The organism is Hymenobacter arcticus, assembly GCF_054779975.1.
Map to the genome: position 1 here is coordinate 205,736 of NZ_BAAGXF010000001.1, position 21,685 is coordinate 227,420.

The 21,685-nt window shown below is 59.1% G+C and carries 24 protein-coding genes; 22 read left to right on the forward strand and 2 right to left on the reverse strand.

What is annotated here, in order from left to right; all coding sequences use genetic code 11:
• Window positions 1-31 precede the first annotated feature (31 nt).
• From pdxA to ACYVGC_RS00960, 12 genes are all read left to right on the forward strand, one after another.
• Window positions 32-1,069 (forward strand): PdxA family dehydrogenase, encoded by a 1,038-nt coding sequence (gene pdxA, locus ACYVGC_RS00905; protein WP_460581893.1) that lies wholly within the window; start codon window positions 32-34, stop codon window positions 1,067-1,069.
• A 74-nt stretch (window positions 1,070-1,143) separates the two neighbouring features.
• Entirely contained in the window at window positions 1,144-1,452 is a 309-nt protein-coding gene (locus ACYVGC_RS00910; RefSeq protein ID WP_460581894.1) for a type II toxin-antitoxin system HigB family toxin, read from the forward strand.
• Window positions 1,449-1,817 carry a helix-turn-helix domain-containing protein gene (locus ACYVGC_RS00915; protein ID WP_460581895.1) on the forward strand — a complete coding sequence of 123 codons (369 nt, stop codon included), beginning with the start codon at window positions 1,449-1,451 and terminating at the stop codon, window positions 1,815-1,817. The genes ACYVGC_RS00910 and ACYVGC_RS00915 overlap by 4 nt, the downstream gene beginning before the upstream one ends.
• A gap of 80 nt (window positions 1,818-1,897) precedes the next feature.
• On the forward strand, window positions 1,898-2,437 hold the full coding sequence (locus ACYVGC_RS00920; protein WP_460581896.1) for a YceD family protein: 540 nt from the start codon (window positions 1,898-1,900) through the stop codon (window positions 2,435-2,437).
• A gap of 59 nt (window positions 2,438-2,496) precedes the next feature.
• Window positions 2,497-2,730 (forward strand): 50S ribosomal protein L32, encoded by a 234-nt coding sequence (rpmF, locus tag ACYVGC_RS00925; RefSeq protein WP_144850195.1) that lies wholly within the window; start codon window positions 2,497-2,499, stop codon window positions 2,728-2,730.
• Between the two features lie 121 nt (window positions 2,731-2,851).
• Window positions 2,852-3,793 (forward strand): phosphate acyltransferase, encoded by a 942-nt coding sequence (gene plsX / locus ACYVGC_RS00930; RefSeq protein WP_460581897.1) that lies wholly within the window; start codon window positions 2,852-2,854, stop codon window positions 3,791-3,793.
• A gap of 58 nt (window positions 3,794-3,851) precedes the next feature.
• The gene (locus ACYVGC_RS00935; protein WP_460581898.1) at window positions 3,852-4,844 is read left to right on the forward strand and encodes a beta-ketoacyl-ACP synthase III; all 993 of its coding nucleotides are present in this window, start codon (window positions 3,852-3,854) and stop codon (window positions 4,842-4,844) included.
• Between the two features lie 119 nt (window positions 4,845-4,963).
• Complete coding sequence (gene efp, locus ACYVGC_RS00940) at window positions 4,964-5,527, forward strand: elongation factor P (RefSeq protein WP_460581899.1); 564 nt, start codon at window positions 4,964-4,966, stop codon at window positions 5,525-5,527.
• A gap of 141 nt (window positions 5,528-5,668) precedes the next feature.
• Window positions 5,669-6,145 carry an acetyl-CoA carboxylase biotin carboxyl carrier protein gene (accB, locus tag ACYVGC_RS00945; protein ID WP_460582406.1) on the forward strand — a complete coding sequence of 159 codons (477 nt, stop codon included), beginning with the start codon at window positions 5,669-5,671 and terminating at the stop codon, window positions 6,143-6,145.
• A 169-nt stretch (window positions 6,146-6,314) separates the two neighbouring features.
• Window positions 6,315-7,658 (forward strand): acetyl-CoA carboxylase biotin carboxylase subunit, encoded by a 1,344-nt coding sequence (gene accC, locus ACYVGC_RS00950; protein WP_460581900.1) that lies wholly within the window; start codon window positions 6,315-6,317, stop codon window positions 7,656-7,658.
• Window positions 7,659-8,143: 485 nt separating this feature from the next.
• Complete coding sequence (locus ACYVGC_RS00955; RefSeq protein WP_460581901.1) at window positions 8,144-8,764, forward strand: Uma2 family endonuclease; 621 nt, start codon at window positions 8,144-8,146, stop codon at window positions 8,762-8,764.
• A 16-nt stretch (window positions 8,765-8,780) separates the two neighbouring features.
• Window positions 8,781-9,125 carry a hypothetical protein gene (locus ACYVGC_RS00960; protein ID WP_460581902.1) on the forward strand — a complete coding sequence of 115 codons (345 nt, stop codon included), beginning with the start codon at window positions 8,781-8,783 and terminating at the stop codon, window positions 9,123-9,125.
• Window positions 9,126-9,185: 60 nt separating this feature from the next.
• Here ACYVGC_RS00960 and ffh read toward each other — a convergent pair whose 3' ends face one another.
• Together ffh and ACYVGC_RS00970 are read right to left on the reverse strand one after the other, a co-directional pair.
• The gene (ffh, locus tag ACYVGC_RS00965) at window positions 9,186-10,556 is read right to left on the reverse strand and encodes a signal recognition particle protein (protein ID WP_460581903.1); all 1,371 of its coding nucleotides are present in this window, start codon (window positions 10,554-10,556) and stop codon (window positions 9,186-9,188) included.
• A gap of 70 nt (window positions 10,557-10,626) precedes the next feature.
• On the reverse strand, window positions 10,627-11,031 hold the full coding sequence (locus ACYVGC_RS00970; protein WP_460581904.1) for a hypothetical protein: 405 nt from the start codon (window positions 11,029-11,031) through the stop codon (window positions 10,627-10,629).
• Window positions 11,032-11,105: 74 nt separating this feature from the next.
• Here ACYVGC_RS00970 and ACYVGC_RS00975 point away from each other — a divergent pair, with 74 nt between their 5' ends.
• From ACYVGC_RS00975 to ACYVGC_RS01020, 10 genes are all read left to right on the forward strand, one after another.
• Window positions 11,106-12,437, forward strand: coding sequence for a glycosyltransferase family 4 protein (locus ACYVGC_RS00975; RefSeq protein ID WP_460581905.1), 1,332 nt, complete (start codon window positions 11,106-11,108; stop codon window positions 12,435-12,437).
• Window positions 12,438-12,490: 53 nt separating this feature from the next.
• Window positions 12,491-13,513, forward strand: coding sequence for a UDP-N-acetylglucosamine 4,6-dehydratase (inverting) (gene pseB, locus ACYVGC_RS00980; protein ID WP_460581906.1), 1,023 nt, complete (start codon window positions 12,491-12,493; stop codon window positions 13,511-13,513).
• A gap of 41 nt (window positions 13,514-13,554) precedes the next feature.
• On the forward strand, window positions 13,555-14,739 hold the full coding sequence (gene pseC, locus ACYVGC_RS00985) for a PLP-dependent aminotransferase family protein (RefSeq protein ID WP_460581907.1): 1,185 nt from the start codon (window positions 13,555-13,557) through the stop codon (window positions 14,737-14,739).
• Entirely contained in the window at window positions 14,736-15,641 is a 906-nt protein-coding gene (locus ACYVGC_RS00990; RefSeq protein ID WP_460581908.1) for an aldo/keto reductase, read from the forward strand. Before pseC ends, ACYVGC_RS00990 begins: the two co-directional genes overlap by 4 nt.
• Window positions 15,623-16,429 carry an SDR family NAD(P)-dependent oxidoreductase gene (locus ACYVGC_RS00995; protein WP_460581909.1) on the forward strand — a complete coding sequence of 269 codons (807 nt, stop codon included), beginning with the start codon at window positions 15,623-15,625 and terminating at the stop codon, window positions 16,427-16,429. The genes ACYVGC_RS00990 and ACYVGC_RS00995 overlap by 19 nt, the downstream gene beginning before the upstream one ends.
• 8 nt (window positions 16,430-16,437) lie before the next feature.
• Complete coding sequence (locus tag ACYVGC_RS01000; protein ID WP_460581910.1) at window positions 16,438-17,190, forward strand: cytidylyltransferase domain-containing protein; 753 nt, start codon at window positions 16,438-16,440, stop codon at window positions 17,188-17,190.
• A 65-nt stretch (window positions 17,191-17,255) separates the two neighbouring features.
• The gene (gene pseG, locus ACYVGC_RS01005) at window positions 17,256-18,767 is read left to right on the forward strand and encodes a UDP-2,4-diacetamido-2,4,6-trideoxy-beta-L-altropyranose hydrolase (protein WP_460581911.1); all 1,512 of its coding nucleotides are present in this window, start codon (window positions 17,256-17,258) and stop codon (window positions 18,765-18,767) included.
• A 9-nt stretch (window positions 18,768-18,776) separates the two neighbouring features.
• Window positions 18,777-19,826 carry an N-acetylneuraminate synthase family protein gene (gene pseI, locus ACYVGC_RS01010; protein WP_460581912.1) on the forward strand — a complete coding sequence of 350 codons (1,050 nt, stop codon included), beginning with the start codon at window positions 18,777-18,779 and terminating at the stop codon, window positions 19,824-19,826.
• A gap of 170 nt (window positions 19,827-19,996) precedes the next feature.
• The gene (locus ACYVGC_RS01015; RefSeq protein WP_460581913.1) at window positions 19,997-20,935 is read left to right on the forward strand and encodes an acyltransferase; all 939 of its coding nucleotides are present in this window, start codon (window positions 19,997-19,999) and stop codon (window positions 20,933-20,935) included.
• Window positions 20,922-21,635 carry a PIG-L deacetylase family protein gene (locus ACYVGC_RS01020; protein WP_460581914.1) on the forward strand — a complete coding sequence of 238 codons (714 nt, stop codon included), beginning with the start codon at window positions 20,922-20,924 and terminating at the stop codon, window positions 21,633-21,635. The genes ACYVGC_RS01015 and ACYVGC_RS01020 overlap by 14 nt, the downstream gene beginning before the upstream one ends.
• Window positions 21,636-21,685: the final 50 nt, after the last annotated feature.

Here is a 21,685-nt window from a genome sequence, read left to right on the forward strand (position 1 = left end):
CCCGGCAAGCTAAAGCTTACCACACATTTTCATGCCCCACCCCCTTCCCCGCCTCGGTTTTTCCGTGGGCGACCTCGCCGGCATCGGCCCTGAAGTCATCTATAAAACGCTGCGCGATGAGCGCCTGCTTCAGCAGTGCACGCCCGTAGTCTATGGCACGGCCACCGCGCTCTTCGATGATTTCCCACTTGAGCCTAACACCGAACCCCTCACCTTCCGGCAGCTGCGCGACGCGGCCGACATTGCCCCCGGCCGTCTCAACGCCGTCACGTGCTGGGACGAGGATTTCCACCTCACCCCCGGCCAGCCCTCGCCCGCCAGCGGCCAGGCCGCCCGCGAAAGCCTGCTCTGCGCCGCCCGCGACCTCAAGGCCGGCCTACTCGATGCTATCGTCACGGCCCCCATCAGTAAGGAAAACACTCAGGCCGATGACTTCCGCTTTCCCGGCCACACCGAGTTCTTAGCTAGCTACTTCGGGGCCGCTGATAACCTCATGTTCCTGGTTGATGAGAGCCAGAGCCTGCGCGTGGCCACTGCCACCGGCCACATTCCCCTGAAGGATGTATCGGCCCGCCTCAACAGCGACCTGCTGCGCACCAAAATCCGCATGTTGCTCAAGTCGCTGACCCACGATTTCGGCATCCTCAAGCCTAAAATAGCCGTGCTCGGCCTCAACCCCCACGCCGGCGAAAACGGCCTGCTCGGCCGCGAAGAAGCCGACGTGGTAACGCCCGTTATCCGGCAGTTTGAGCACGACGGCCACCTCGTATTTGGCCCTTACCCGGCCGATGGCTACTTCGGCACGGGCCAGTTCCGGCAGTTCGACGCCACGCTCTCGCTCTACCACGACCAGGGCCTGATTCCCTTCAAGCTGATGGCGTTTGAGCAAGGCGTCAATTTCACCGCCGGCCTGCCCGTGGTGCGCACCTCCCCTGACCACGGCACCGCCTACGGCATTGCCGGCAAGTTTGTGGCCGACCCCTCCTCCTTCCGGGCCGCCGTGTACTTAGCCTGCGACATCGTACGTGCCCGCCAGCTGGGGGCCGCCGACCCCCGCTCGGTACGATAGAAATTTATCAAATCGAAATTTTCTTTCTACTTTTGAAACGCGGCTGGCAACGGCCGCGTTTCTTGTGTGCTCGCATGGTTATTATAAGTCGCACGGTACTGCGGGCTTTTGCTGAAGCTCATCCCGATGCTGACGCAGCTTTGGAAGAGTGGTACCACCACGTACTGGCTGCCGATTGGGCCAATGGCGCAGCGGTACGGCAGTCATTCAACTTGGCTGATTATGTCGGCAATGGTCGTTTTGTATTCAACATTCGTGGCAATCGCTACCGACTTATTGCTTCCATCAACTTCTCCGTACGCACTATTTACGTCAAGTTCATTGGTACCCACCAGGAATATGATGCCGTTGATGCCGCCACTGTCCTATTCATCAAGCCATGATTATCAACACCGTAGAGGAATACCGAGAGGCTTTTCGCCAATTCGATATTCTTGAAGTTCAGGATATTGATGCGCATCCCGAGTTGCAGCCGCTTGCACTTAAGTTGGCTCTTGCTATTCAGGACTATGAGCTTCGGCAGGAAATGTTTCCCATTCCCCAAAAGCCCACCACCCTGCCGGCCATGATTGAACTCAAGCGCCAGCAGCGCCAGCTCAAGCAAAAAGACCTGGCCCAGCTGCTGGAAGTGCCCGCCGGCCGCCTCTCCCAAATCCTGAGCGGCAAGCGGCGCGTAACCATGGACCTGGCCAAGAAACTCTACGAGCGGCTTGATATCAGCCCCGAGTTTATCTTAAAAACAGCCTGACCCCGGCTAACCACGCCCCAATCGGCTTGATAAAGCCAACATAAATCCGTACCTTTGCCCCCCCGTTAATTCGGCTAACTGTGAAAAAGGACCCGCAATTTGAGTTGCCCATCGCCCGGCTGTCGCTGAAGACGCATAATTTTGCGTTTGAGCTCGGCCACGACTTCTTCGAGCAGTTCGACCCCAAAGGCGAATTCATCGCCGATGGCGACCTGCACGCCGACGTAGTTCTCGATAAGGGTGAGCGCGTTATCACCATCGACTCCCACATCACCGGCACCGTGCGCCTCACCTGCGACCGCAGCCTGGATGAGTACGACCAGCCGCTGGATATTGAGAATAAGCTACTTGTGCGCTATAGCGACGAAGCGAAGGAGCTAGACGACGACGTGATGCAAATCACGCCCGATACGATGGCCCTTGACATTGCGCAGCACCTCTACGATTATATCGGCCTGGCTTTGCCCATGAAAAAGCTGCATCCGCGCTTCCAAAACGAAGCCGATGACGACCCTGATGCTGAAACCAAACTCATCTTCTCGACCCGTCCTCCCAACGAAGGTCCGGATGATGATGAGCCAGCCGACCCCCGGTGGGCTGCCCTCAAAAACCTGAATTAGGACCCTGTGCTAATTCATCATTCCTAATTCCTAACTCTTAATTTCCCCTTACCAAGACCATGGCACATCCTAAGCGCCGGACCTCCACCGCCACCCGCGACAAACGTCGTAGCCACCACAAGCTGACCCCTAAGGCCGTGACCATCTGCCCCAACACGGGCGAGCTGCACCTGCGCCACAAGGCCTACGTAGTAGACGGTGATTTGTATCACAATGGCCAGCTGGCCATCAAAAATTACACCTCGGTAGCTGCCCCAGCCGCCGCTGGCGACACGGGCTCGGACGAAGAATAGCCGAAAGCGTTGTTATTTCGCGGTACCATCGGGCCGGACTGCTCTTTTGAGATTGGCAGTCCGGCCCGGTTTGGTTTCGCGCCTTGCGCTCTATGGCTGACTCTTTACTTTATCCGCGTTCATGAAAATTGCCCTCGACGCTATGGGCGGCGACTTCGCCCCCCAGGCTGCCGTGGCCGGTGCCGTGCTGGCTGCCCAGCGCTTGGCCGGCAAAGCGCAGGTAGTGCTTATCGGTACGGAAGCCGAAGTGCTACCCCTATTGCAGGCCCACGGCCCCAGCGCCGCCGCGCTCCAATTTGTGCCTTCCACGCAAACCATTGGCATGGGCGAACACCCCGCCAAGGCATTCCAGCAAAAGCAGGATAGCAGCATTGCCGTGGGCTACCGCCTGCTGCACAGCGGCGAAATCGACGCTTTTTGCTCGGCTGGTAACACGGGCGCCATGCTCGTGGGGGCCATGTTTACGGTGAAAGCGGTGCCCGGCGTGCTGCGCCCGGCCATTGCCAACTTCGTACCCAAGCTGGCGGGTGGCTATGGTATTTTGGTTGATGCAGGAGCTAATGCCGACTGCAAACCCGAGATGCTGGAGCAATTTGCCGAGCTGGGCTCGCTCTACGCGCACTACGTGCTGGGCATTGCCCGCCCCAACGTGGGCCTGATGAGCCTGGGCGAAGAAGAAGGCAAGGGTCCCCTCGTTACGCAGGCCGCCTATCAGCTGCTGAAGGTGAACCCGCACATCCACTTCATTGGCAATATCGAAGGTCGCGACTTGTTCAACGACAAGGCCGATGTCATCGTGTGCGATGGCTATGTGGGCAACGTGATGCTGAAAATGGCCGAGTCGATGTACGACATCATGGTTACCCGCAACCTGAACGACGAATTCTTTGAAAAAGTAAACTACGAAACTATTGGCGGGTCACCCATCCTGGGTATCAACGATAACGCCATTATCGGCCACGGCGTGAGCACGCCGTTGGCCATTTGCAATATGCTGATACAGGGCTACCAAATGGCCCACTCAGGTATTGTAGACAAGATTAAAGACACTTTCAAATCCTGACCCTGACCGGGGCGGCCCTGGGCCGCACGGTTGAGGTTTGGGCCGCACCTTTGCGCTCATGAAGATTACCGCCGCCATTACCGGAGTCGGAGGCTATGTGCCCGACTACGTGCTCACCAACCAGGAGCTGGAGCGACTGGTCGATACCACCGACGAATGGATTACTTCGCGCACCGGCATTAAGGAGCGCCGTATTCTGAAGGGTAAAGACAAGGGCAGCTCGGTGATGGGCATTCAGGCGGTGCAGCGGCTGCTGGAAAAAACCAATACCCGGCCCGAAGAAGTGGACCTGCTCATTTGCGCTACCGTGACGCCCGATGTGCTGTTTCCAGCCACGGCCAACATCATCTCCAACGCGGTGGGCATCAAAAATGCCTTCAGCTATGATATGAACGCCGCGTGCTCGGGTTTCCTGTACGCGCTGGCTACGGGCGCGCAGTTCATCCAGGGCGGCATGTACAAGAAGGTTATCGTGGTGGGGGCCGATAAAATGTCGGCCATCGTGGACTACACCGACCGCGCCAACTGCATCATTTTTGGCGACGGGGCCGGGGCCGTGCTGCTGGAGCCCAACACCGAGGGCTACGGCGTGCTCGACCAGGTGCTGCGCACCGACGGCAATGGCGAGCAGTTTCTGCACCAGAAGGCTGGTGGCAGCCGCCGCCCGCCCACGGCCGAAACCGTGACCAATAAGGAGCATTACATTTACCAGGAAGGTGCCACGGTCTTCAAATTTGCCGTTACCAACATGGCCGATGTGGCCGCGCAAGTGATGAACCGCCAGGGACTTAGCCACGATGATGTAGCCTGGCTGGTGCCGCACCAAGCCAACAAGCGCATCATTGATGCCACCGCCCACCGCATGGGTATCGGCCCCGAAAAGGTGATGCTCAACATTCAGCGCTACGGTAACACCACCAATGGCACCATTCCGCTCTGCCTCTGGGACTATGAAAAGCAGCTGCACAAGGGCGACAACCTAATTTTCGCGGCCTTCGGCGGCGGATTCACCTGGGGAGCCATGCATATCAAGTGGGCATACAATTCGTAATTTGGCTGTTAGCCAATAGCTTATAGCTGTTAGCTTTATTTGCTAACGGTATCATATAGAACGTTTTATAAATCACCAAAGCTAACGGCCAGCAGCTATTAGCTAACAGCTTAAATTCAATGGCAACCACCGCCGACTTTCGTAATGGGCTCGTGCTCATGTACAACAACGATTTGCACGTTATCACCGAGTTTCAGCACGTGAAGCCCGGCAAAGGCCCCGCCTTTGTGCGTACCAAGATGCGTAACATCAAGACTGGCCGCGTATTGGACAACACTTTCAACGCCGGGGTGAAAATTGAAACTGCCCGCGTGGAGCAACGCCCGCACCAATATTTGTTTAAGGACGACTACGGCTACACGTTCATGGACAATGACACTTTCGAGCAGATTGTGCTGGCCGAGGAAATGGTGCCCTTCGCCGACCTCATGAAGGAAGGCCAGGTCGTGACCATTCTCATGCACGCCGAAACCGAGCAGCCCCTCACCGCCGAATTGCCCACCACCGTAGACCTCGTGGTAACTTACACCGAGCCCGGCTTGCGCGGCGACACAGCCACCAACACCCTCAAGGCGGCCACAGTCGAAACGGGAGCCCGCATTCAGGTACCGCTGTTTGTTGATACGGATACTAAAATCCGTATTAAAACCAGCGACTACTCCTACGTAGAGCGCGTTAAGTAATTTCATTCTAAGCTGTTAGCTCTTAGCTGCTAGCCGTTAGCTTTCGGCTTAAAGAAAAGCTAATGGCCAGCAGCTAAGAGTTCACAGCTTACGAGTATGTCGAAAGAATCTTCCAAAAACCCGCCCAAAAAAGACGCTGCCATGAAAGCCAAAGAACTCCAGGAATTACTCGACTTTATCGCCAAGTCGGGCCTCAATAAAGTTAATATTGAAACCGAAGAGTTTAAAATCTCGGTGCAGCGCGAGCCTAACACCAAGCAAATTGTGACGGTGGGGGCGGCCCAGGCCGCCGCGCCGCAGCAGGCAGCCCCAATGGCAGCCGCCCCGGCACTGCCGCCCATCGCCCCTATGGCCACGGCCGCTGAGGCAGCGCCTAGCGCTAGCTATACTTCGCTTAAATCGCCGATGATTGGTACGTTCTACCGTAGCAGCGGCCCCGACTCGCCCGTTTTCGTGCAAGTGGGCGACATGGTGGAGAAAGGACAGGTTATCTGCATCATCGAGGCAATGAAGCTGTTCAACGAGATTGAAGCTGAGCAGGCCGGCCGCATTGTGAAAGTACTGGTAGAAAACGCTACTCCCGTGGAGTACGACCAGCCGCTGTTCCTGATTGAGTAGCCTTTTTCTACGTTGGCTTCCCAAAAAAGAACGTCATGCTGAGCTTGTCGAAGCATCTCTACCGCTTCGTTGCATAGTTGCGAGCGGCGCGGTAGAGATGCTTCGACAAGCTCAGCATGACGTTCTTTTGATTTTTATTCCCTTCCCCTAGACTTCGCCATTCCTGGCCATGTTCAATAAAATTCTGATTGCCAACCGGGGCGAAATTGCTCTGCGTGTTATCCGCACTTGCCGCGAGATGGGTATCAAAACGGTGGCCGTGTATTCGACTGCCGACAAGGAGAGCCTGCACGTGCGCTTCGCCGATGAGGCCGTGTGCATTGGGCCGCCCGCCAGCAGCCAGAGCTACCTCAACATTCCTACGCTCATCGCGGCCGCTGAGATTACCAATGCCGATGCCATTCACCCGGGCTACGGTTTCTTGAGCGAGAACGCGGAGTTTTCGCGCATTTGCCAGGAAAACGGCATCAAGTTTATCGGGGCCACGCCCGAGATGATAAACCAGATGGGCGATAAGGCCACCGCTAAAGCCACCATGATTAAGGCGGGCGTGCCCGTGGTACCCGGTTCGGTGGGCCTGCTCGACTCAGTGGAGCAGGGCAAAAGAATTGCCAACGAAATCAAGTACCCTGTCATCATCAAGGCCACGGCGGGTGGCGGCGGGCGCGGCATGCGCATCATCAACGGCGACGACGAATTTCAGAAAGCCTGGGACGATGCGCGCACGGAATCCAAGGCGGCCTTCGGAAACGACGGCATGTACCTGGAAAAATACGTAGTGGAGCCCCGCCACATTGAGGTGCAGATTGTGGGCGACCAGTTCGGCCACGTATGCCACCTCTCGGAGCGCGACTGTTCCATTCAGCGGCGCCACCAGAAGCTGGTGGAAGAGGCCCCCTCCCCTTTCATGACCGACGACCTGCGCGAGCGCATGGGCGCGGCGGCCATCGCCGGGGCCTCGGCCATTGGCTACGAGGGTGTGGGCACCATCGAGTTTTTGGTGGATGCCAACCGCGACTTTTACTTCATGGAAATGAATACCCGCATCCAGGTGGAGCACCCGGTAACCGAGGAAATCATTAACTATGACCTCATTAAGGAGCAGATTAAGGTAGCGGCGGGCATCCCGATTTCGGGCAAAAACTACTTCCCCAAGATGCACGCCATGGAGTGCCGCATCAACGCTGAGGACCCGCGCAACAATTTTCGACCCGCGCCGGGCCGCATCACCACGCTGCACATTCCCGGCGGCCACGGCGTGCGCGTCGATACCCACGTGTATGCGGGCTACCAGATTCCGCCCAACTACGATTCCATGATTGCCAAGCTCATCACCGTGGCCCAAACCCGCGAGGAGTGCATCGTAAAAATGAAGCGCGCCCTGAGCGAATTCGTGGTAGAAGGTGTGAAAACAACCATTCCGTTTCACCTAGCACTGATGGATAGTGAAGATTTTAAAGCCGGTAATTTCACGACGAAGTTTTTGGAGTCGTTTGATTTTTCGGTGGTGTAGTATTTCGCATCATGAAACCACTTACAGTTATCTTTTTTATAATCTTCTGCATTTCACTCAATGCAAGTGCTCAAGAATCTCTCCAGTTCAGAACCGCTTCCATGCGTGTTTGCAAATGAAATAAATCAACATCCGATTGGGATGGGTGGGGAGATGTCATTAAAAATGATAATTTAGTAGTATTAAAGTCTAATACTTTAGGTAAAAATATCGAAAGAGTCATTTTCTATTCCGAACCCAAACAGACACTGAATATCATTGCTATAAATCAGATTGAATCTGATGAACCTTATGGTATCAAAAATAGCATTGGGTTCGAGGGTAATGCAGTTGACCAAGATGGTGATGAGTGTAAGATTGTAGTGGTTTTAGAAAAATCACCAAAAAGGGTTCAGATTTTCGTTACCTACCGAAGGTTAGCAATGGTAACCTACGTTTTACACCCCATTGAATAGGTTAACTATATCATTTATCCTGTTTATTTTATGTCAGCTGCCCAATCCGTCTATCAGCACCATTATACTGTCGAGGAATATTTTGCCTTTGAAGAGCAGTCAGATATCCGTCACGAGTACTACCATGGTGAGTTATTTGCGCTTGATGGACCCAATTCGCCAGAGGCGAAATCAGGTGCTACCAAGGCGCATAACAAACTGATTAACAACTTAGTATTTGGACTACGGCAGCAGCTTGGCGAGCGTGAATGTGAGGTATTTTCGGAGAACGTGCGACTGGCGGTAGAAGCTGGGCTGTATTATAACTACCCAGACGTAGTTGTTAGCTGCGACCCAGACGATAATGACCCCCTCACGGTGCACCGACCGGTATTTATTGTGGAGGTGCTGTCACGTAGCACGGAAGCCCACGACCGGGGTTGGAAAGCCGAGCAGTATCGGCAGCTTGCCTCGTTGCAGCAATATGTGCTGGTCACGCAAACCCGCTTGCTGGTGGAGAGCTACACCCGCGTCTCCAACGACACGTGGAATTTGACTTCTTACCGTCAACTTGCTGATAAGATGCCAATCCCGGCACTGGGATTGGAGTTATCGTTAGCTGATATTTACAAAAACCTGCATATTCCTCCCCTGCGGCTGGCTGACCAATAAGCTGCTTTCCATGCCCATGCACAAGCTATTATTCTTCTGCCTATTCGGGTTAGCACTGGCTAGCTGTTCCGACCCTTGCAACGGCCACATTGAGAGTAAGGTGCTTTATTTCAAGCAAGCGCCCCAAGGCCAATTGGTATATGCTAACGTACTAAACGACCCCAGCCTCGGCAGCCAGCAAACCTTAACGCGGGATGATAAAGAATACGGCACGTTTCCGCACGTAATTATTATCAATGACCCGCAGATGAAGTTTAAAGGAATGGGTACGGTTTGCTTTGATGAGTTTACCAAGCAGCCTTTGCCAACTGATATTGATTTGCGGGAAAAAGATATTCCGCGCATTTTAATTACGAATTAAAAAGAAACCCCCAACCAAATTAATGGTCGGGGGTTTCTTTTTGCAATTTAATTCGCTGGCTTAGCGGCGGCCCATGCCGGGCATGCCACCGCCTTTCATACCGCCCATCATTTTGGCCATTTGGGCCATGCCGCCTTTGGTCTGGCTCATCTTATTCATGGTGCGCATCATTTTGCGCATGTCCTCAAATTGCTTCATGAGGGCATTTACCTGCTGAATATCGGTGCCGGAGCCGGCCGCGAGGCGGCGGCGGCGCGAGCCGTTGATGAGGTCGGGCTGGGCGCGCTCCTGCTTGGTCATGCTCTTGATGATGCTTTCTACCGGCTTGAAGGCGTCGTCGTCGATTTCGACGTCTTTCATCATCTTCGAGGCACCGGGAATCATGCCTACCAAATCCTTCAGGTTACCCATTTTCTTGATTTGCTCGAGTTGGCCGAGGAAGTCGTTGAAGTCGAACTGGTTTTTGCGAATCTTGGCGTTGATACGCTTGGCTTCGTCCTCGTCGAACTGCTGCTGGGCGCGCTCTACGAGCGAGATTACGTCGCCCATGCCCAAGATGCGCTGGGCCATGCGGTCGGGGTAGAAGAGGTCGAGCGCCTCCATTTTCTCGCCCGTCGAGATGAACTTGATGGGCTTTTCGACCACGGCCCGGATGCTGAGGGCCGCGCCGCCGCGGCTGTCGCCGTCGAGCTTGGTGAGCACCACGCCATCGAAGTTGAGGCGGTCGTTGAAGGTTTTGGCAGTGTTTACGGCATCCTGGCCGGTCATCGAGTCCACCACGAACAGCGTTTCGCTGGGGTTGATGGCTTTTTTAACGGCCTCGATTTCGCGCATCATCTGCTCGTCCACGGCTAGGCGGCCGGCGGTGTCCACGATAACTACCTTCTTGTTGTTTTTCTTGGCGTAGGCAATGGCATTCTGCGAAATCTCGACCGGGTTTTTGTTGTCCGGCTCCGAGTACACTTCCACGCCGATTTGCTCGCCGAGCACCTTGAGCTGGTCGATGGCGGCGGGGCGGTACACGTCGCAAGCCACCAGCAGTACCGTGCGATTTTGTTTCTTGATGAAGGTAGCCAGCTTGCCGGCGAAGGTTGTTTTGCCCGAGCCTTGTAGGCCCGAGAGTAGCACCACGGCCGGGTCGCCCTTGATGACGATGTCCTGCTTTTCGCCACCCATGAGTTGGGTCAACTCGTCGTAAACGATTTTGACCATGAGTTGGCCCGGCGAAATGGCCGTGAGCACGTCGCGGCCCATGGCCTCGTCCTTAATCTTATCGGTTACTTCCTTGGCAACCTTATAGTTAACGTCGGCATCGACCAGCGCCCGGCGGATTTCCTTGACGGTGGCGGCCACGTTGATTTCGGAGATGGAGCCCTGACCCTTGAGGGTCTTGATGGCTTTATCGAGCTTGGAGGAGAGGTTATCGAACATAAAATCGCAGATTAACGCAGATTGGGCTGATTTCGCAGATTCGGATGGCTGCTATCGGCTGTATGGAGGCTTAGGAAGCTTGGTTTAGCTTGGTTTCTACTGCCAGCAGGCGCTGGTGCAGCTCGGCATTGGTGGGCTGCTGGGCTTGCTCGACGTGTGTGATGCGCAAGGCAGCCGCTTCCGTTTGTTCGGTGAGATGGCCGGCTTGGTCGAAGGTGGCATTCAGGCGGCGGCGGATAGCACTGGTTTCGTCCGTCAGCCGGTCTACGCGCTTGTTAGTACCCCGCACTTCCTCCGTTAAGCTACCCAGTTGGGAAGCCATGCGCTCAAACCCGTTGTGCATCACCGTAATCAATTGCTCGATTTGCCGGTTTGTTTGCTCGAACTGGCGGTTTGTTTGCTCAAACTGACGGTCAGTCGAGCGCATAAACTCACTGACTTGCGCCATGAATTCCAGCATTTGGTCGTCGCTCATGTCTAACAGGCTGTTTGGTGAGAGTCCAAAGTTACGGGAGAAGCAATGAGCATTGAAACGTAGTTTTGCACCCGTTGAATTCCCCACCGCTCCGCCTGCTCGTTATTACTTATTACTGGCCGCCCTCGGGCGGGGCCGGCGTGCAGCGGTGCCTGAAATGGGTGAAATACCTGCCTGGCCTAGGCGTGGAGCCCACCGTGATTACCGTGGACCCCGACCAGGCCACCTACCCGGTGCGCGATGAAAGCCTGCTGCGCGAGGTGCCGGCCAGTGTGCGCGTTATCCGCACGGCCACGCTGGAGCCGTTTGGCTCGTACCAGAAGCTGACCGGGCGGGCCGTGCCGCACGGCGGCTTTGCCAACGAGGGCGCGCCGGGCTTCACCCAAAAAGCCATGCGCTTTGTGCGGGGCAACTTGTTTATTCCGGACCCGCGCCGGGGCTGGAACGCCTACGCGCTGGCCGCCGTGGAAAAGCTGCTGGCCCAAGGGGCCACGTTTGATGCGGTGCTAACCTCTTCGCCGCCGCATTCCACCCAACTCATTGGCTTAGAGCTGCAACGAAAGCACGGCCTGCGCTGGCTGGCCGACCTGCGCGACCCCTGGACCGACATTTACTACACCAAGGACCTGCACCGCACAGCCGCGGCCGCTTGGCTCGATGCGCGCTACGAAAGCCAGGTGCTACGCGGGGCCGATGCCGTGCTGGTAACCTCGCCCGAAACCGAGCGGCTGTTTCGCCGCAAGCTACCCGACTTGGCCAAGGGCAAAATAGTGGTGCTGCCCAATGGCTACGATAAAGCTGATTTTCAAGGTGTTTCGGCCCCGCCGACCGATTGCCTGCGCATCACGCACACCGGCACCATCACGGCGCGCTACCGCATCGAGGAGCTGCTGCGGGCCGTAGTGGCCTGCGCCGCCGCCTACCCGGCCGTGCCGCTGCGCCTGCGCTTTGTGGGGCAGGTAGATGAGGGCGTGCGCAGCCAGGTGGCGGCCGCAGGCCTTGGCCCGGTTACCGAGTTTCTACCCTTCGTGCCGCACCAGGAATCAGTAGCTTACTTATTGAGCAGCAGCATATTACTAATGGGGATTCCCGACGTAGCGCTGAATAAGGGCATTTTGCCAGGCAAGCTTTTTGAATACCTGGCGGCGCACAAGCCGGTGCTGTGCGTGGGCCCAGCCGGCTCCGACGCCGACAAAATTCTGCGCGAAGCGGGCGCGGGCCAGGCCCTGCCCTACAACGATTACGACCTAATGCGCCGCACCCTGGACGGCTTGGCGAAACAGTGGCTGCGTAGCCCCAACCTCGACCTGCCCGCCGAGGCGGGCGCGGCCCGCTACTCGCGGCAGGCCCAGGCGGCCCAACTCGCTGAGCTAGTGCGCGCCGGCCGCCGGGCCAAGCGTGCCTAGCCGCGTGTCAACGCCGGGCGGCCTATTTTTGCGGTTTCATTTCGATTATTTTCATGGCCCTCGACCTCAACGGCAAGTCTTTGCTCATTACCGGTGGCACCGGCTCGTTTGGTAAGCAGTTTGTGCGCACCGTATTTAAGCTGTACCCGGGGGTGCGGCGGATGATTGTGTTTTCGCGCGATGAGCTGAAGCAGTACGAGATGAGCCAGGAGTTTCCGCACAGCGAGTACCCGGCCATCCGGTTTTTCATTGGCGACGTGCGCGACGGTGAGCGCCTGCACCGGGCCTGCGAGGGCGTGGATATCATCATCCACGCCGCCGCCCTCAAGCAGGTGCCGGCCGCCGAATACAACCCGATGGAGTGCATCAAAACCAACATTTTTGGGGCCGAAAACGTGATTAATGCTGCCCTCGACTGCGGTGTGAAGGAGGTAGTGGCGCTGAGTACCGACAAGGCCGCCGCGCCCATCAACCTCTACGGCGCTACCAAGCTGTGCTCCGATAAGCTCTTCGTAGCGGCTAACAACATGAAGGGCAGCAGAGATTTACGCCTCTCGGTTGTGCGCTACGGCAACGTGATTGGCTCGCGGGGGTCGGTGGTGCCGTTCTTTTTGCAGCAGCGGCACACGGGCGTGCTGCCCATCACGCACCCCGACATGACGCGCTTCAACATCTCGCTGGAGGAAGGCGTCGATTTGGTGCTTTATGCGCTGGAGCACTCGTGGGGCGGCGAGATTTTCGTACCCAAAATCCCTTCGTACAAAATCACGGAAGTGGCCCGCGCCATTGGGCCCAACTGCGAGCAAAAAATAGTGGGCATCCGGCCCGGTGAGAAACTGCACGAGGAAATGATAACCCAGACCGACGCGCTGAGCACGGTGGAGCTCGACCGTTACTACGTCATACTACCCACTACCTCAGCTGGTTGGAAAGAGGAAGACTTCATTAAGCATTTCAATGGCAAGCGCGTGGCCACCGATTTTCACTACGACTCGGCCAACAACAGCGAGTGGCTGTCGGCCGAGCAGATTCGGGACGAAATCCGACTGCACGTCGATGCCAACTTTGAGGTTTAATTATTTGTTAACTACGTAGTTGATACTATAAATTAGTCAATTTGGAAACCCGCCCAGTTCAGCCGCTACCTTACGGCCGCCAGCACATTACGGACGAAGACGTGGCGGCCGTGGTAGCCACGCTACGCTCTGACTTTCTAACCCAAGGCCCTCGCGTTCAGGAGTTTGAGGAGCAGTTTGCGGCCTACGTGGGTGCCCGCTACGCGGTGGCCGTGAGCAACGGCACGGCCGCCCTGCACCTGTGCGCGCTGGCGCTAAATGTGCAGCCAGGGCAGCGCGTCATTACCACGCCCATCACCTTCGCAGCCTCGGCCAACTGCGTGCGCTACTGCGGAGGCGAGGTGCACTTTGCTGATATTGACCCCGTTACGGGATTGATTGATTTACAAGTAGTTAGGAAGCTGTTGGAAGGCCAGCCCAAAGGTTACTACACCGGCCTTATTCCAGTTGATTTTGCCGGGCTGGCCGTGGACATGGAAGCGGCGCGGGCGTTGGCCGACGAGTTTGGCCTCTGGCTGATTGAGGATGCCTGCCACGCGCCGGGCGGCTTTTTTATGGATAGCCAAGGCACTCAGCAGCAGTGCGGTAGCGGGCAGCTGGCCGACTTGGCCATCTTCAGCTTTCACCCCGTGAAGCATATTGCCACCGGCGAGGGCGGCATGGTTACTACCAACGACGAGGCCCTCTACCACCGCCTGCGCCGCCTGCGCACTCACGGCATTGAGCGCGAAGCCACTGGCCTGCTGCGCCAGGACGAGGGTGGCTGGTACATGGAGATGCAGGAGCTCGGCTATAACTACCGTATCTCCGACATTCTCTGCGCGTTAGGCAGCAGCCAGCTGGCTCGCGCTGAGGCTGGGCTGGCCCGCCGCCGCACGCTGGCCGCGCAGTATGATGCCGCCTTTGCCACCTTGCCCGGCGTGGATGTGCTAGCCCCCGGCCGGCCGGGCCACGCATACCATTTGTACGTGGTGCAGGTGGTCAATCGGCGCGGACTCTACGAGTTTTTGCGCACCAAAAACATTCTGGCTCAGGTACATTACGTGCCCGTGCACCGGATGCCGTACTACGAAAACCTGGGCTGGAAATTTGGCGATTTTCCGCACGCCGAGGCCTACTACGCCCGCTGCCTGAGTTTGCCGCTCTACCCTACCCTCACCGATGCCGAGCAAGCCTACGTTATCGACTGCGTGCGCGAGTTCATGGCCCACAATCCCGCCGCGTGAGCCCCGCCCCCACCCCGGCCGACCTGCGGGCCCTGACCCAACGGCTGGCCCTGGGCACCGCGCAGTTTGGCCTGGCCTACGGCCTTAACAACCAGGCCGGGCAGCCCGCATCCACTGCCGTGACGGCGATATTGGCTACTGCCCAGGCCGCTAGCCTCACCCTGCTCGACACGGCCAGCGCCTACGGCAACAGCGAAGCTCGGCTGGGTGAGTTGGCCGGCGAAAACCCTGTTTTCGAACTTATTACCAAAGTGCCGGCGGGCCCGGCGGCGGCGGTAACCCAGCACCTCACCGAGTCGCTGGCCCGCCTGCGGCGGACGCGACTATACGGCGTCATGTTCCACGCGTTCGGGCCTTTGCGGGCCGAGCCGGTGGCCTGGCAGGCGCTGCAAGCGGCGCGGGCGGCTGGGCAGGTGGCGCGCATCGGCGTGTCGCTCTACCACCCGCACGAAGCCGAGTGGCTGTTAACCCAGGGTTGGGATGTGGACCTGGTGCAGGTGCCGTATAATGTGCTGGACCAGCGCTTTGCCGACGTACTGCCCCACCTGGCGGCGCGGGGCGTGGAGGTGCACGTGCGGTCGGCGTTCCTGCAAGGGTTGCTGCTGCGCGAGCCGGCCGCGCTCCCCGCTTTCTTCCAGCCGCTGGCCCCCAAGCTGACGCGCCTGCGGGCGCTGGCCGCCGAAGCCGAGGTACCGCTGCCGGCCGCGCTGCTACTGTTTGCGGCCGGCGCGCCGGGCGTGGCGCGGGCCGTAATTGGCGTTGACTCTGTGGCCAATTTGCACGAAAACCTGGCGGCCGCCGCCTACCTAGCCGCGGCCGAAGACCTGCGGCCGGCCCTGCTGGAGCTAGCCGAGCCTACCGACACCTTTATCCTCCCCTACGCATGGCCGCCGCGCCCCTGACCGACCCGTTTTACCGCAATCTGTTTGACCTCACCGGCCGCACCGTGCTGCTTACCGGTGGCTACGGGCACCTTGGCCGGGCCATTACGGCGGGCCTGCTGGCCCACGGCGCACGGGTGGTAGTACTAGGCCGTAGTAAGGAAAAGTTTGCCAGCGTTTTTGAAGAAGTTCTTGAAAACGTGCACTTTATATTTTGCGACGTTTCCGAAACCGCCTCGGTGCAGGCGGCGTTTCGCCAGAGCTTCGACTTGTACGGGCCGCCCAGCGTGCTCATCAACAACGCGTTTTATAGCCGGGGCCAGCAGCCCGACGCGCTGCCCGATGCCGACTTTGCCCTGGGCCTCGATGGCTCGGTGGGCACGGCCTACCGCTGCCTGCGCGAGGTACTGCCCTACCTGCGCGAGGCGGGCGGCGGCAAAATCATCAACGTGGCCTCCATGTACGGCGTGGTGGCCCCCGATTTTGCGGCCTACGACGCGCACCCGCAATTTCTGAACCCACCGCACTACGGCGCGGGCAAGGCCGCTATGATTCAACTAACCAAGTACTTCGCCTCCTACCTGGGGCCCGAGAATATTCAGGTTAACTGCGTATCGCCGGGGGCGTTTCCGTCTGATGCGGTGCGGACGGAAGTGGAGTTTGAGGGCGAGTTGCGGCGACGCATTCCGCTGGAGCGGGTGGGCGAGCCCCAGGATTTGGCCGGCGCGTTCGTGTTTCTCAGCTCGGCCGCGGCCAACTTCGTAACGGGCCACAACCTGGTGGTGGACGGCGGCTGGACCATTCGCTAGAGAATATTATGACGCAGCAACCACCTCGCGTTTTAGCACTTATACAAGCACGCCTGGGGTCGTCGCGGCTGCCGGGCAAGTCGCAGTTGCCGCTGCCGTTATCGGCATTGGGCGACGAGCAGACCATACTGGGCCACGTGGTGGGTCGGGCGCGGCGGGCCACTTCGGTGCGCGAAGTCGTGGTAGCCACCACTACCCAGCCGCTCGACGCCCCGCTAGCGGCGCTGGCCTACCGGCTGGGTGCGGGCGTGTTTCGGGGCGATGAGCAGGATGTGCTGGGCCGCTTCGCGGGCGCGCTGGCGCAGGCTGGTCCCTTTGAAACCATCGTGCGCCTCACCGCCGACAACCCCGCTGTCGACCCGGCATTTCTGGATAAGGCAGTGGCTCACCATTTCGCCACTAGAGCCGACTACACGCACACAACTGGCTTGCCCTTAGGCACTAATCTCGAAGTAATCAGCGCCGCCGCCCTGCGGCGCGCCCACCGTGAAGCCATCTTGCCCGACGAGCGCGAGCACGTGACGCCCTACCTGCGCCGCCACCCCGAGCTGTTCCGCCTCGAAACCCTGGCCCTGGCCGTGCCGCCCGCCGTGGCGGCGCTACGCCTCACCGTGGACTACCCCAGCGACTACGCCTTGCTAAGCCTGCTGTTCAGTGAGTTAGACCCCAGCTTCTCGCTAACTGACCCCGCTGGCCTGCTCGCGCTACTGGCGCGCTACCCCTGGCTGACAGCCATTAACGGCGACAACGTGCAGCGGTGAGCGTGGGTAGTAACACTGCTCAGCCAGCACTGGCCTTTTAAGCGCCAGCCGTACTTTCGTGGGTAGTGCTGCTCCCTCCCATTCTTCCTGCCGCTACGCGCCTCTTGTTTCGGGTCGATGGCTCCACAACTACCGGCCTGGGCCATTTGGTGCGGTGCCAGGCGCTGGCCCAGGCGCTGCAACCAGCCTTCGCGGCTACGTTCATCATACGCGAACCGGCCCCGGCGATTGCGCAACAGCTGGCTGCCGCTGGCATTGCCTTACAAGCGGTACCGACCGACGTTCCGCCTGGCCTGCTAGAAGCCGATTATCTTGCTAATCAGCTAACTGCTACTGATATACTAGTGCTCGATGGCTATTACTTCAGCCCTACCTACCAGCGCCGGCTAGCTGCTACCGGAATCGCGCTAGTGTGCCTCGATGACCTAATAACCGCCCCCGCCTGGGCCGATGTAGTACTCAACCAAGCCGGTGGTATAACGCCCGCCGCATATGCCCAGGTGCCGCTGGCCCGGCTGTGCCTGGGGCCGGCCTACGCCCTGCTGCGCCCCGCCTTTTGGCAGTCTGCGCCCGGCCAGCGCGCCGACGCGCCGCGCCGGCTGTTTCTTAACATGGGCGGGGCCGACCCCGGCAACCAGACGCTGGCGCTGCTGCCGCTGCTGCGGCAGCAGTTTCCGGCCTATCAGGTGGCGGTAGTGACGGGGGCGGCGTACCCGCACCAAGCGGTGCTGCAAGCCGCCACGGCGGCCGATGCGCTGGTGATGCTGCATAACAACCTATCGGCCAAGGAGATGGCTGCTTTACTACGCACTTGCCAGGTATTTGTATGCCCGCCCAGCGGCGTGGCCTACGAGTGCTGCGCGGCGGGCGGCGCGGTGCTGTTGCACCCCACGGCCGATAATCAGCGGGCGCTGTTTGAGTTCCTCACGAGCCAAGAACTGGCCCTGCCGCTGGCCGCCGGCCTGGCGCTGGCCGAGGCGGAATTACCGGCCCTGGCCGCCCGCCAGCTACACCGGCAACGGGCGCTGTTCGATAGCCGAGCCGGAGAGCGCCTGCAAGCCGTTTTCAGCGAATTATCTGCTGGTCAACAATATACGCTACGCCGTACCACGGCGGCCGATGCGGAGCTTTATTTCGACTGGGCCAATGACCCGGCCGTACGTCAATTCGCTATTCATCCCGAGCCCATTTCTTGGGAAACGCACACAGCTTGGTTTACGCGGCGCTTGCAAGACATTGATTCTTACCTCTATGTGCTGAGCACCGCCGGCGGCGAGCCCGTGGGCCAAATGCGCATCGAGTTCGATGGGCCGGGCCAGCCGGGGCTCATCGACTACTCGGTGGCGGCCACGCACCGGGGCCGGGGGCTGGGTGCCGTGGTGCTGCGGCGGGCCTTGCAGCGGCTGCGCCACGACCGGCCCCACCTGGCGGGCGGCGCGGTGCGGGGCCAGGTGCAGGCCGGCAACGTGGCCTCGGCGCGGGTGTTTGAGGGGTTGCGGTTTGTGCGGCAGGCGGCCGTTACTTTGCGGGGCGAAGGCTACGAGGTATTTCAACTCGACTTTCCGCTTGATTTTTAACTACTTGTTATGCAGGATATTCTGTTGGGAGGCCACCGAATTGGGGCTGGCCAGCCGCCTTTTATTATCGCCGAAATGTCGGGCAACCACGGCCAGTCGCTGGAGCGCGCCCTGGCCATTGTGGATGCTGCGGCCGATGCCGGCTGCCAGGGCCTGAAAATTCAAACCAGCACGCCCGAAATGCTCACGCTCGACAGCCGCGAGCCCGACTTTGTGGTGCGCGGGGCCAACCAGGACTGGGAAGGCCAGTCGCTTTACGAGCTGTATACCACCAACTTCACGCCCTTCGAGTGGCACGCCGCCATTTTTGCCCGCGCCCAGGAGCGTGGCATGGTGGGCTTCAGCTCGCCGTTTGGCATCGAGGCCATCGAGTTTTTGGAAAGCGTGGGCTGCCCGGCCTACAAAATCGCGTCGTTTGAGAACAACTGGCCGGCCCTGATTCGGCGCGCCGCCCAAACCGGCAAGCCCATTATCGTGTCTACCGGCATGGCCGACTTGGCTGATTTAGAGCGCGTGGTCAGCATTGTGCGGGGCGAGGGTAATGAGCAGCTCGTGCTGCTCAAGTGCACCAGCACCTACCCCGCCGAGCCGCTCAACACCAACCTGCGCACCATCCCGCACCTGCGCCAACTCTTTGATTGTCAAGTTGGTCTGTCCGACCATACCATGGGCACCGGCGTGAGCGTGGCCGCCACCGTGCTTGGGGCCACCGTCATCGAAAAGCACCTCACCCTGAGCCGCGCCGACGGCGGCCCCGACGGCTCCTTCTCGATGGAGCCCGCCGAAATGGCCCACCTCGTGCACGAGTGCCGCCAGGCCCAGCAGGCGCTCGGCGGCGTGTACTACGGCCCCACCGCCGCCGAGCGCAAGTCGCTGGCCTTCCGCCGCTCCCTGTACGTGGTGCAGGATGTAACCGAAGGCGAAGTGTTAACCGCTGATAACGTGCGCGTTATCCGACCCGGCCACGGTCTGGCGCCGCATTTCCTACCCCAGGTGCTGGGCCGGCCCGCGCGCCGCGCGCTGCGCCGGGGCACGGCTCTGGGCTGGGACATGCTGTAATCAAGAATAGCAAAAAGGACGTCATGCAGACCGAAGGGAAGCATCTCGCGTGGGATAGTAATCCTAACGTTTGAGTTTACCACCCCACACGAGATGCTTCCCTTCGGTCTGGATGACGTCCTTTTAATTGTCTTCACAATCAACATCTTATCTTCCCACCCTATTCTCCTATGCAAATTCACCGCTTCGAAAACGGCAGCTACATCATTGCCGAGCGCCTTACGCTGGGCCACAACGTGCACGTGGGGCCACACACCACTATTCGGGCCACCGAGTGCGTGATTGGCGATAATGTGACCATTGGCGAGCACAACTCTTTTTTGGTGGGCCAGCGACTTGAGATTGGCGCGCTCACCACCATTGGGCATCATAACAACCTCACGGCCCGCACTATCCAGTTGGGCGAGTACGTGTACTGGGACTCGCACGTGACGGTGGGCCACGGCGGCAAGTTTAGTCCCAACGCGCACCTCACGGTGGGGTCGTACTCGATGATTTGCGCCCGCATCACCCTCAACACCAACCACCGCATTGACATTGGCGAGTACGTGGGCGTGGGCGAAGACGTGGCCATCTGGACGCACGGCTCGTTTTTGCCCATTCTGGATGGCTTTCCGGCCGACTTTGGGCCCGTCAGCATTGGGCACCACGTGTGGCTGCCGGCCCGCACCACTGTACTGCCCAACCGGCGCATTGGCAACAATGTAGTAGTGGGTACTAACTCCTTAATTAACAAAGATTTACCTGATGGATGCCTGGCGGGCGGCATTCCGGTGAAAGTGCTGCGCGAGCACGTGTATCCCAACGAGGACCCGGCGCGCAACGCCACCCTGGTGCGCCAAATAATAGCCGACTACGCCGAGTTGGCCGACTACAAAAACCTGCACGCCGACCTTAGCTACAACGAAGCAAACCAGACCATCACCTGCAACGAGGTGGTATTTCATCTGGCCACGATGAAGGCTTCCGGCGTGTTTACGCGCACCGAGGAGGATTTCCGCGATTACCTGCGCCGCCGCGGCATCAAATTTTATACCGGCCAGCCGTTTACGTCCACGCTGCCCGAGGAATACCACCGCCTGCTTTACTCGCCCGATGACTTCGCTTAGTATTAATAATCAGAAGGTTTTGGTCGTGGTAGCCCACCCCGATGACGAGCTACTGGGCCTCGGGGCCACCATTCACCGGCTGGTGCAGCGGCACGGCTGCGAGGCGCGGGCCGTGATTTTGGGCGAAGGCCTGACCTCGCGCACCGCCACCCGCGACACCGCCCACTGGGCCGCTGACCTGGCCACCCACCGCGCCAACATTGCGCGGGCCGCCGCCGCCATCGGCTACGCCTCCACGGGCATCTACGACTTTGCCGACAACCGCTTCGATTCGGTTGATTTACTGGACATTATCAAAGTAGTGGAGCACGAGAAGGAGACGTTTCAGCCCAACCTTATTTTCACGCACCACGGCGGCGATACCAACATCGACCACCGCCGCACCTTCGAGGCGGTGGTTACGGCCTGCCGCCCACTGCCCGGCGAGCCGCCGCGCACCATCCTGGCCTGCGAAACGCCCTCTTCCACCGAGTGGCAAGCCGCAAGCTACCCGCAGCCGTTCCTGCCCAATTTCTTTCTCGCTGTAAATGAGGAAGATGTGGCCGCCAAAATTGCCGGCATGGAGGCCTACAAATTCGAGAAGCGCACCTTTCCGCACCCCCGTTCGCCCGAAGCGCTGCGCCTGCTGGCCCAGCGCTGGGGCGTGGTTACGGGCCAGCCTTTGGCCGAGGCGTTTATGCTGGTGCGGCACATTGGGTAGCGCTCTTGGATAATTTTGTAGCGTTCGTAACTATAAAGAACGTCATGCTG

Bases quoted from the DNA above. Each gene is read 5' to 3' on its own strand.
- pdxA (WP_460581893.1), top strand. From the start codon at position 32: ATGCCCCACCCCCTTCCCCGCCTCGGTTTTTCCGTGGGCGACCTCGCC.
- ACYVGC_RS00910 (WP_460581894.1), top strand. From the start codon at position 1,144: ATGGTTATTATAAGTCGCACGGTACTGCGGGCTTTTGCTGAAGCTCAT.
- ACYVGC_RS00915 (WP_460581895.1), top strand. From the start codon at position 1,449: ATGATTATCAACACCGTAGAGGAATACCGAGAGGCTTTTCGCCAATTC.
- rpmF (WP_144850195.1), top strand. From the start codon at position 2,497: ATGGCACATCCTAAGCGCCGGACCTCCACCGCCACCCGCGACAAACGT.
- plsX (WP_460581897.1), top strand. From the start codon at position 2,852: ATGAAAATTGCCCTCGACGCTATGGGCGGCGACTTCGCCCCCCAGGCT.
- ACYVGC_RS00935 (WP_460581898.1), top strand. From the start codon at position 3,852: ATGAAGATTACCGCCGCCATTACCGGAGTCGGAGGCTATGTGCCCGAC.
- efp (WP_460581899.1), top strand. From the start codon at position 4,964: ATGGCAACCACCGCCGACTTTCGTAATGGGCTCGTGCTCATGTACAAC.
- accB (WP_460582406.1), top strand. From the start codon at position 5,669: ATGAAAGCCAAAGAACTCCAGGAATTACTCGACTTTATCGCCAAGTCG.
- accC (WP_460581900.1), top strand. From the start codon at position 6,315: ATGTTCAATAAAATTCTGATTGCCAACCGGGGCGAAATTGCTCTGCGT.
- ACYVGC_RS00955 (WP_460581901.1), top strand. From the start codon at position 8,144: ATGTCAGCTGCCCAATCCGTCTATCAGCACCATTATACTGTCGAGGAA.
- ACYVGC_RS00960 (WP_460581902.1), top strand. From the start codon at position 8,781: ATGCACAAGCTATTATTCTTCTGCCTATTCGGGTTAGCACTGGCTAGC.
- ffh (WP_460581903.1), bottom strand. From the start codon at position 10,556: ATGTTCGATAACCTCTCCTCCAAGCTCGATAAAGCCATCAAGACCCTC.
- ACYVGC_RS00970 (WP_460581904.1), bottom strand. From the start codon at position 11,031: ATGAGCGACGACCAAATGCTGGAATTCATGGCGCAAGTCAGTGAGTTT.
- pseB (WP_460581906.1), top strand. From the start codon at position 12,491: ATGGCCCTCGACCTCAACGGCAAGTCTTTGCTCATTACCGGTGGCACC.
- ACYVGC_RS00995 (WP_460581909.1), top strand. From the start codon at position 15,623: ATGGCCGCCGCGCCCCTGACCGACCCGTTTTACCGCAATCTGTTTGAC.
- ACYVGC_RS01000 (WP_460581910.1), top strand. From the start codon at position 16,438: ATGACGCAGCAACCACCTCGCGTTTTAGCACTTATACAAGCACGCCTG.
- pseI (WP_460581912.1), top strand. From the start codon at position 18,777: ATGCAGGATATTCTGTTGGGAGGCCACCGAATTGGGGCTGGCCAGCCG.
- ACYVGC_RS01015 (WP_460581913.1), top strand. From the start codon at position 19,997: ATGCAAATTCACCGCTTCGAAAACGGCAGCTACATCATTGCCGAGCGC.
- ACYVGC_RS01020 (WP_460581914.1), top strand. From the start codon at position 20,922: ATGACTTCGCTTAGTATTAATAATCAGAAGGTTTTGGTCGTGGTAGCC.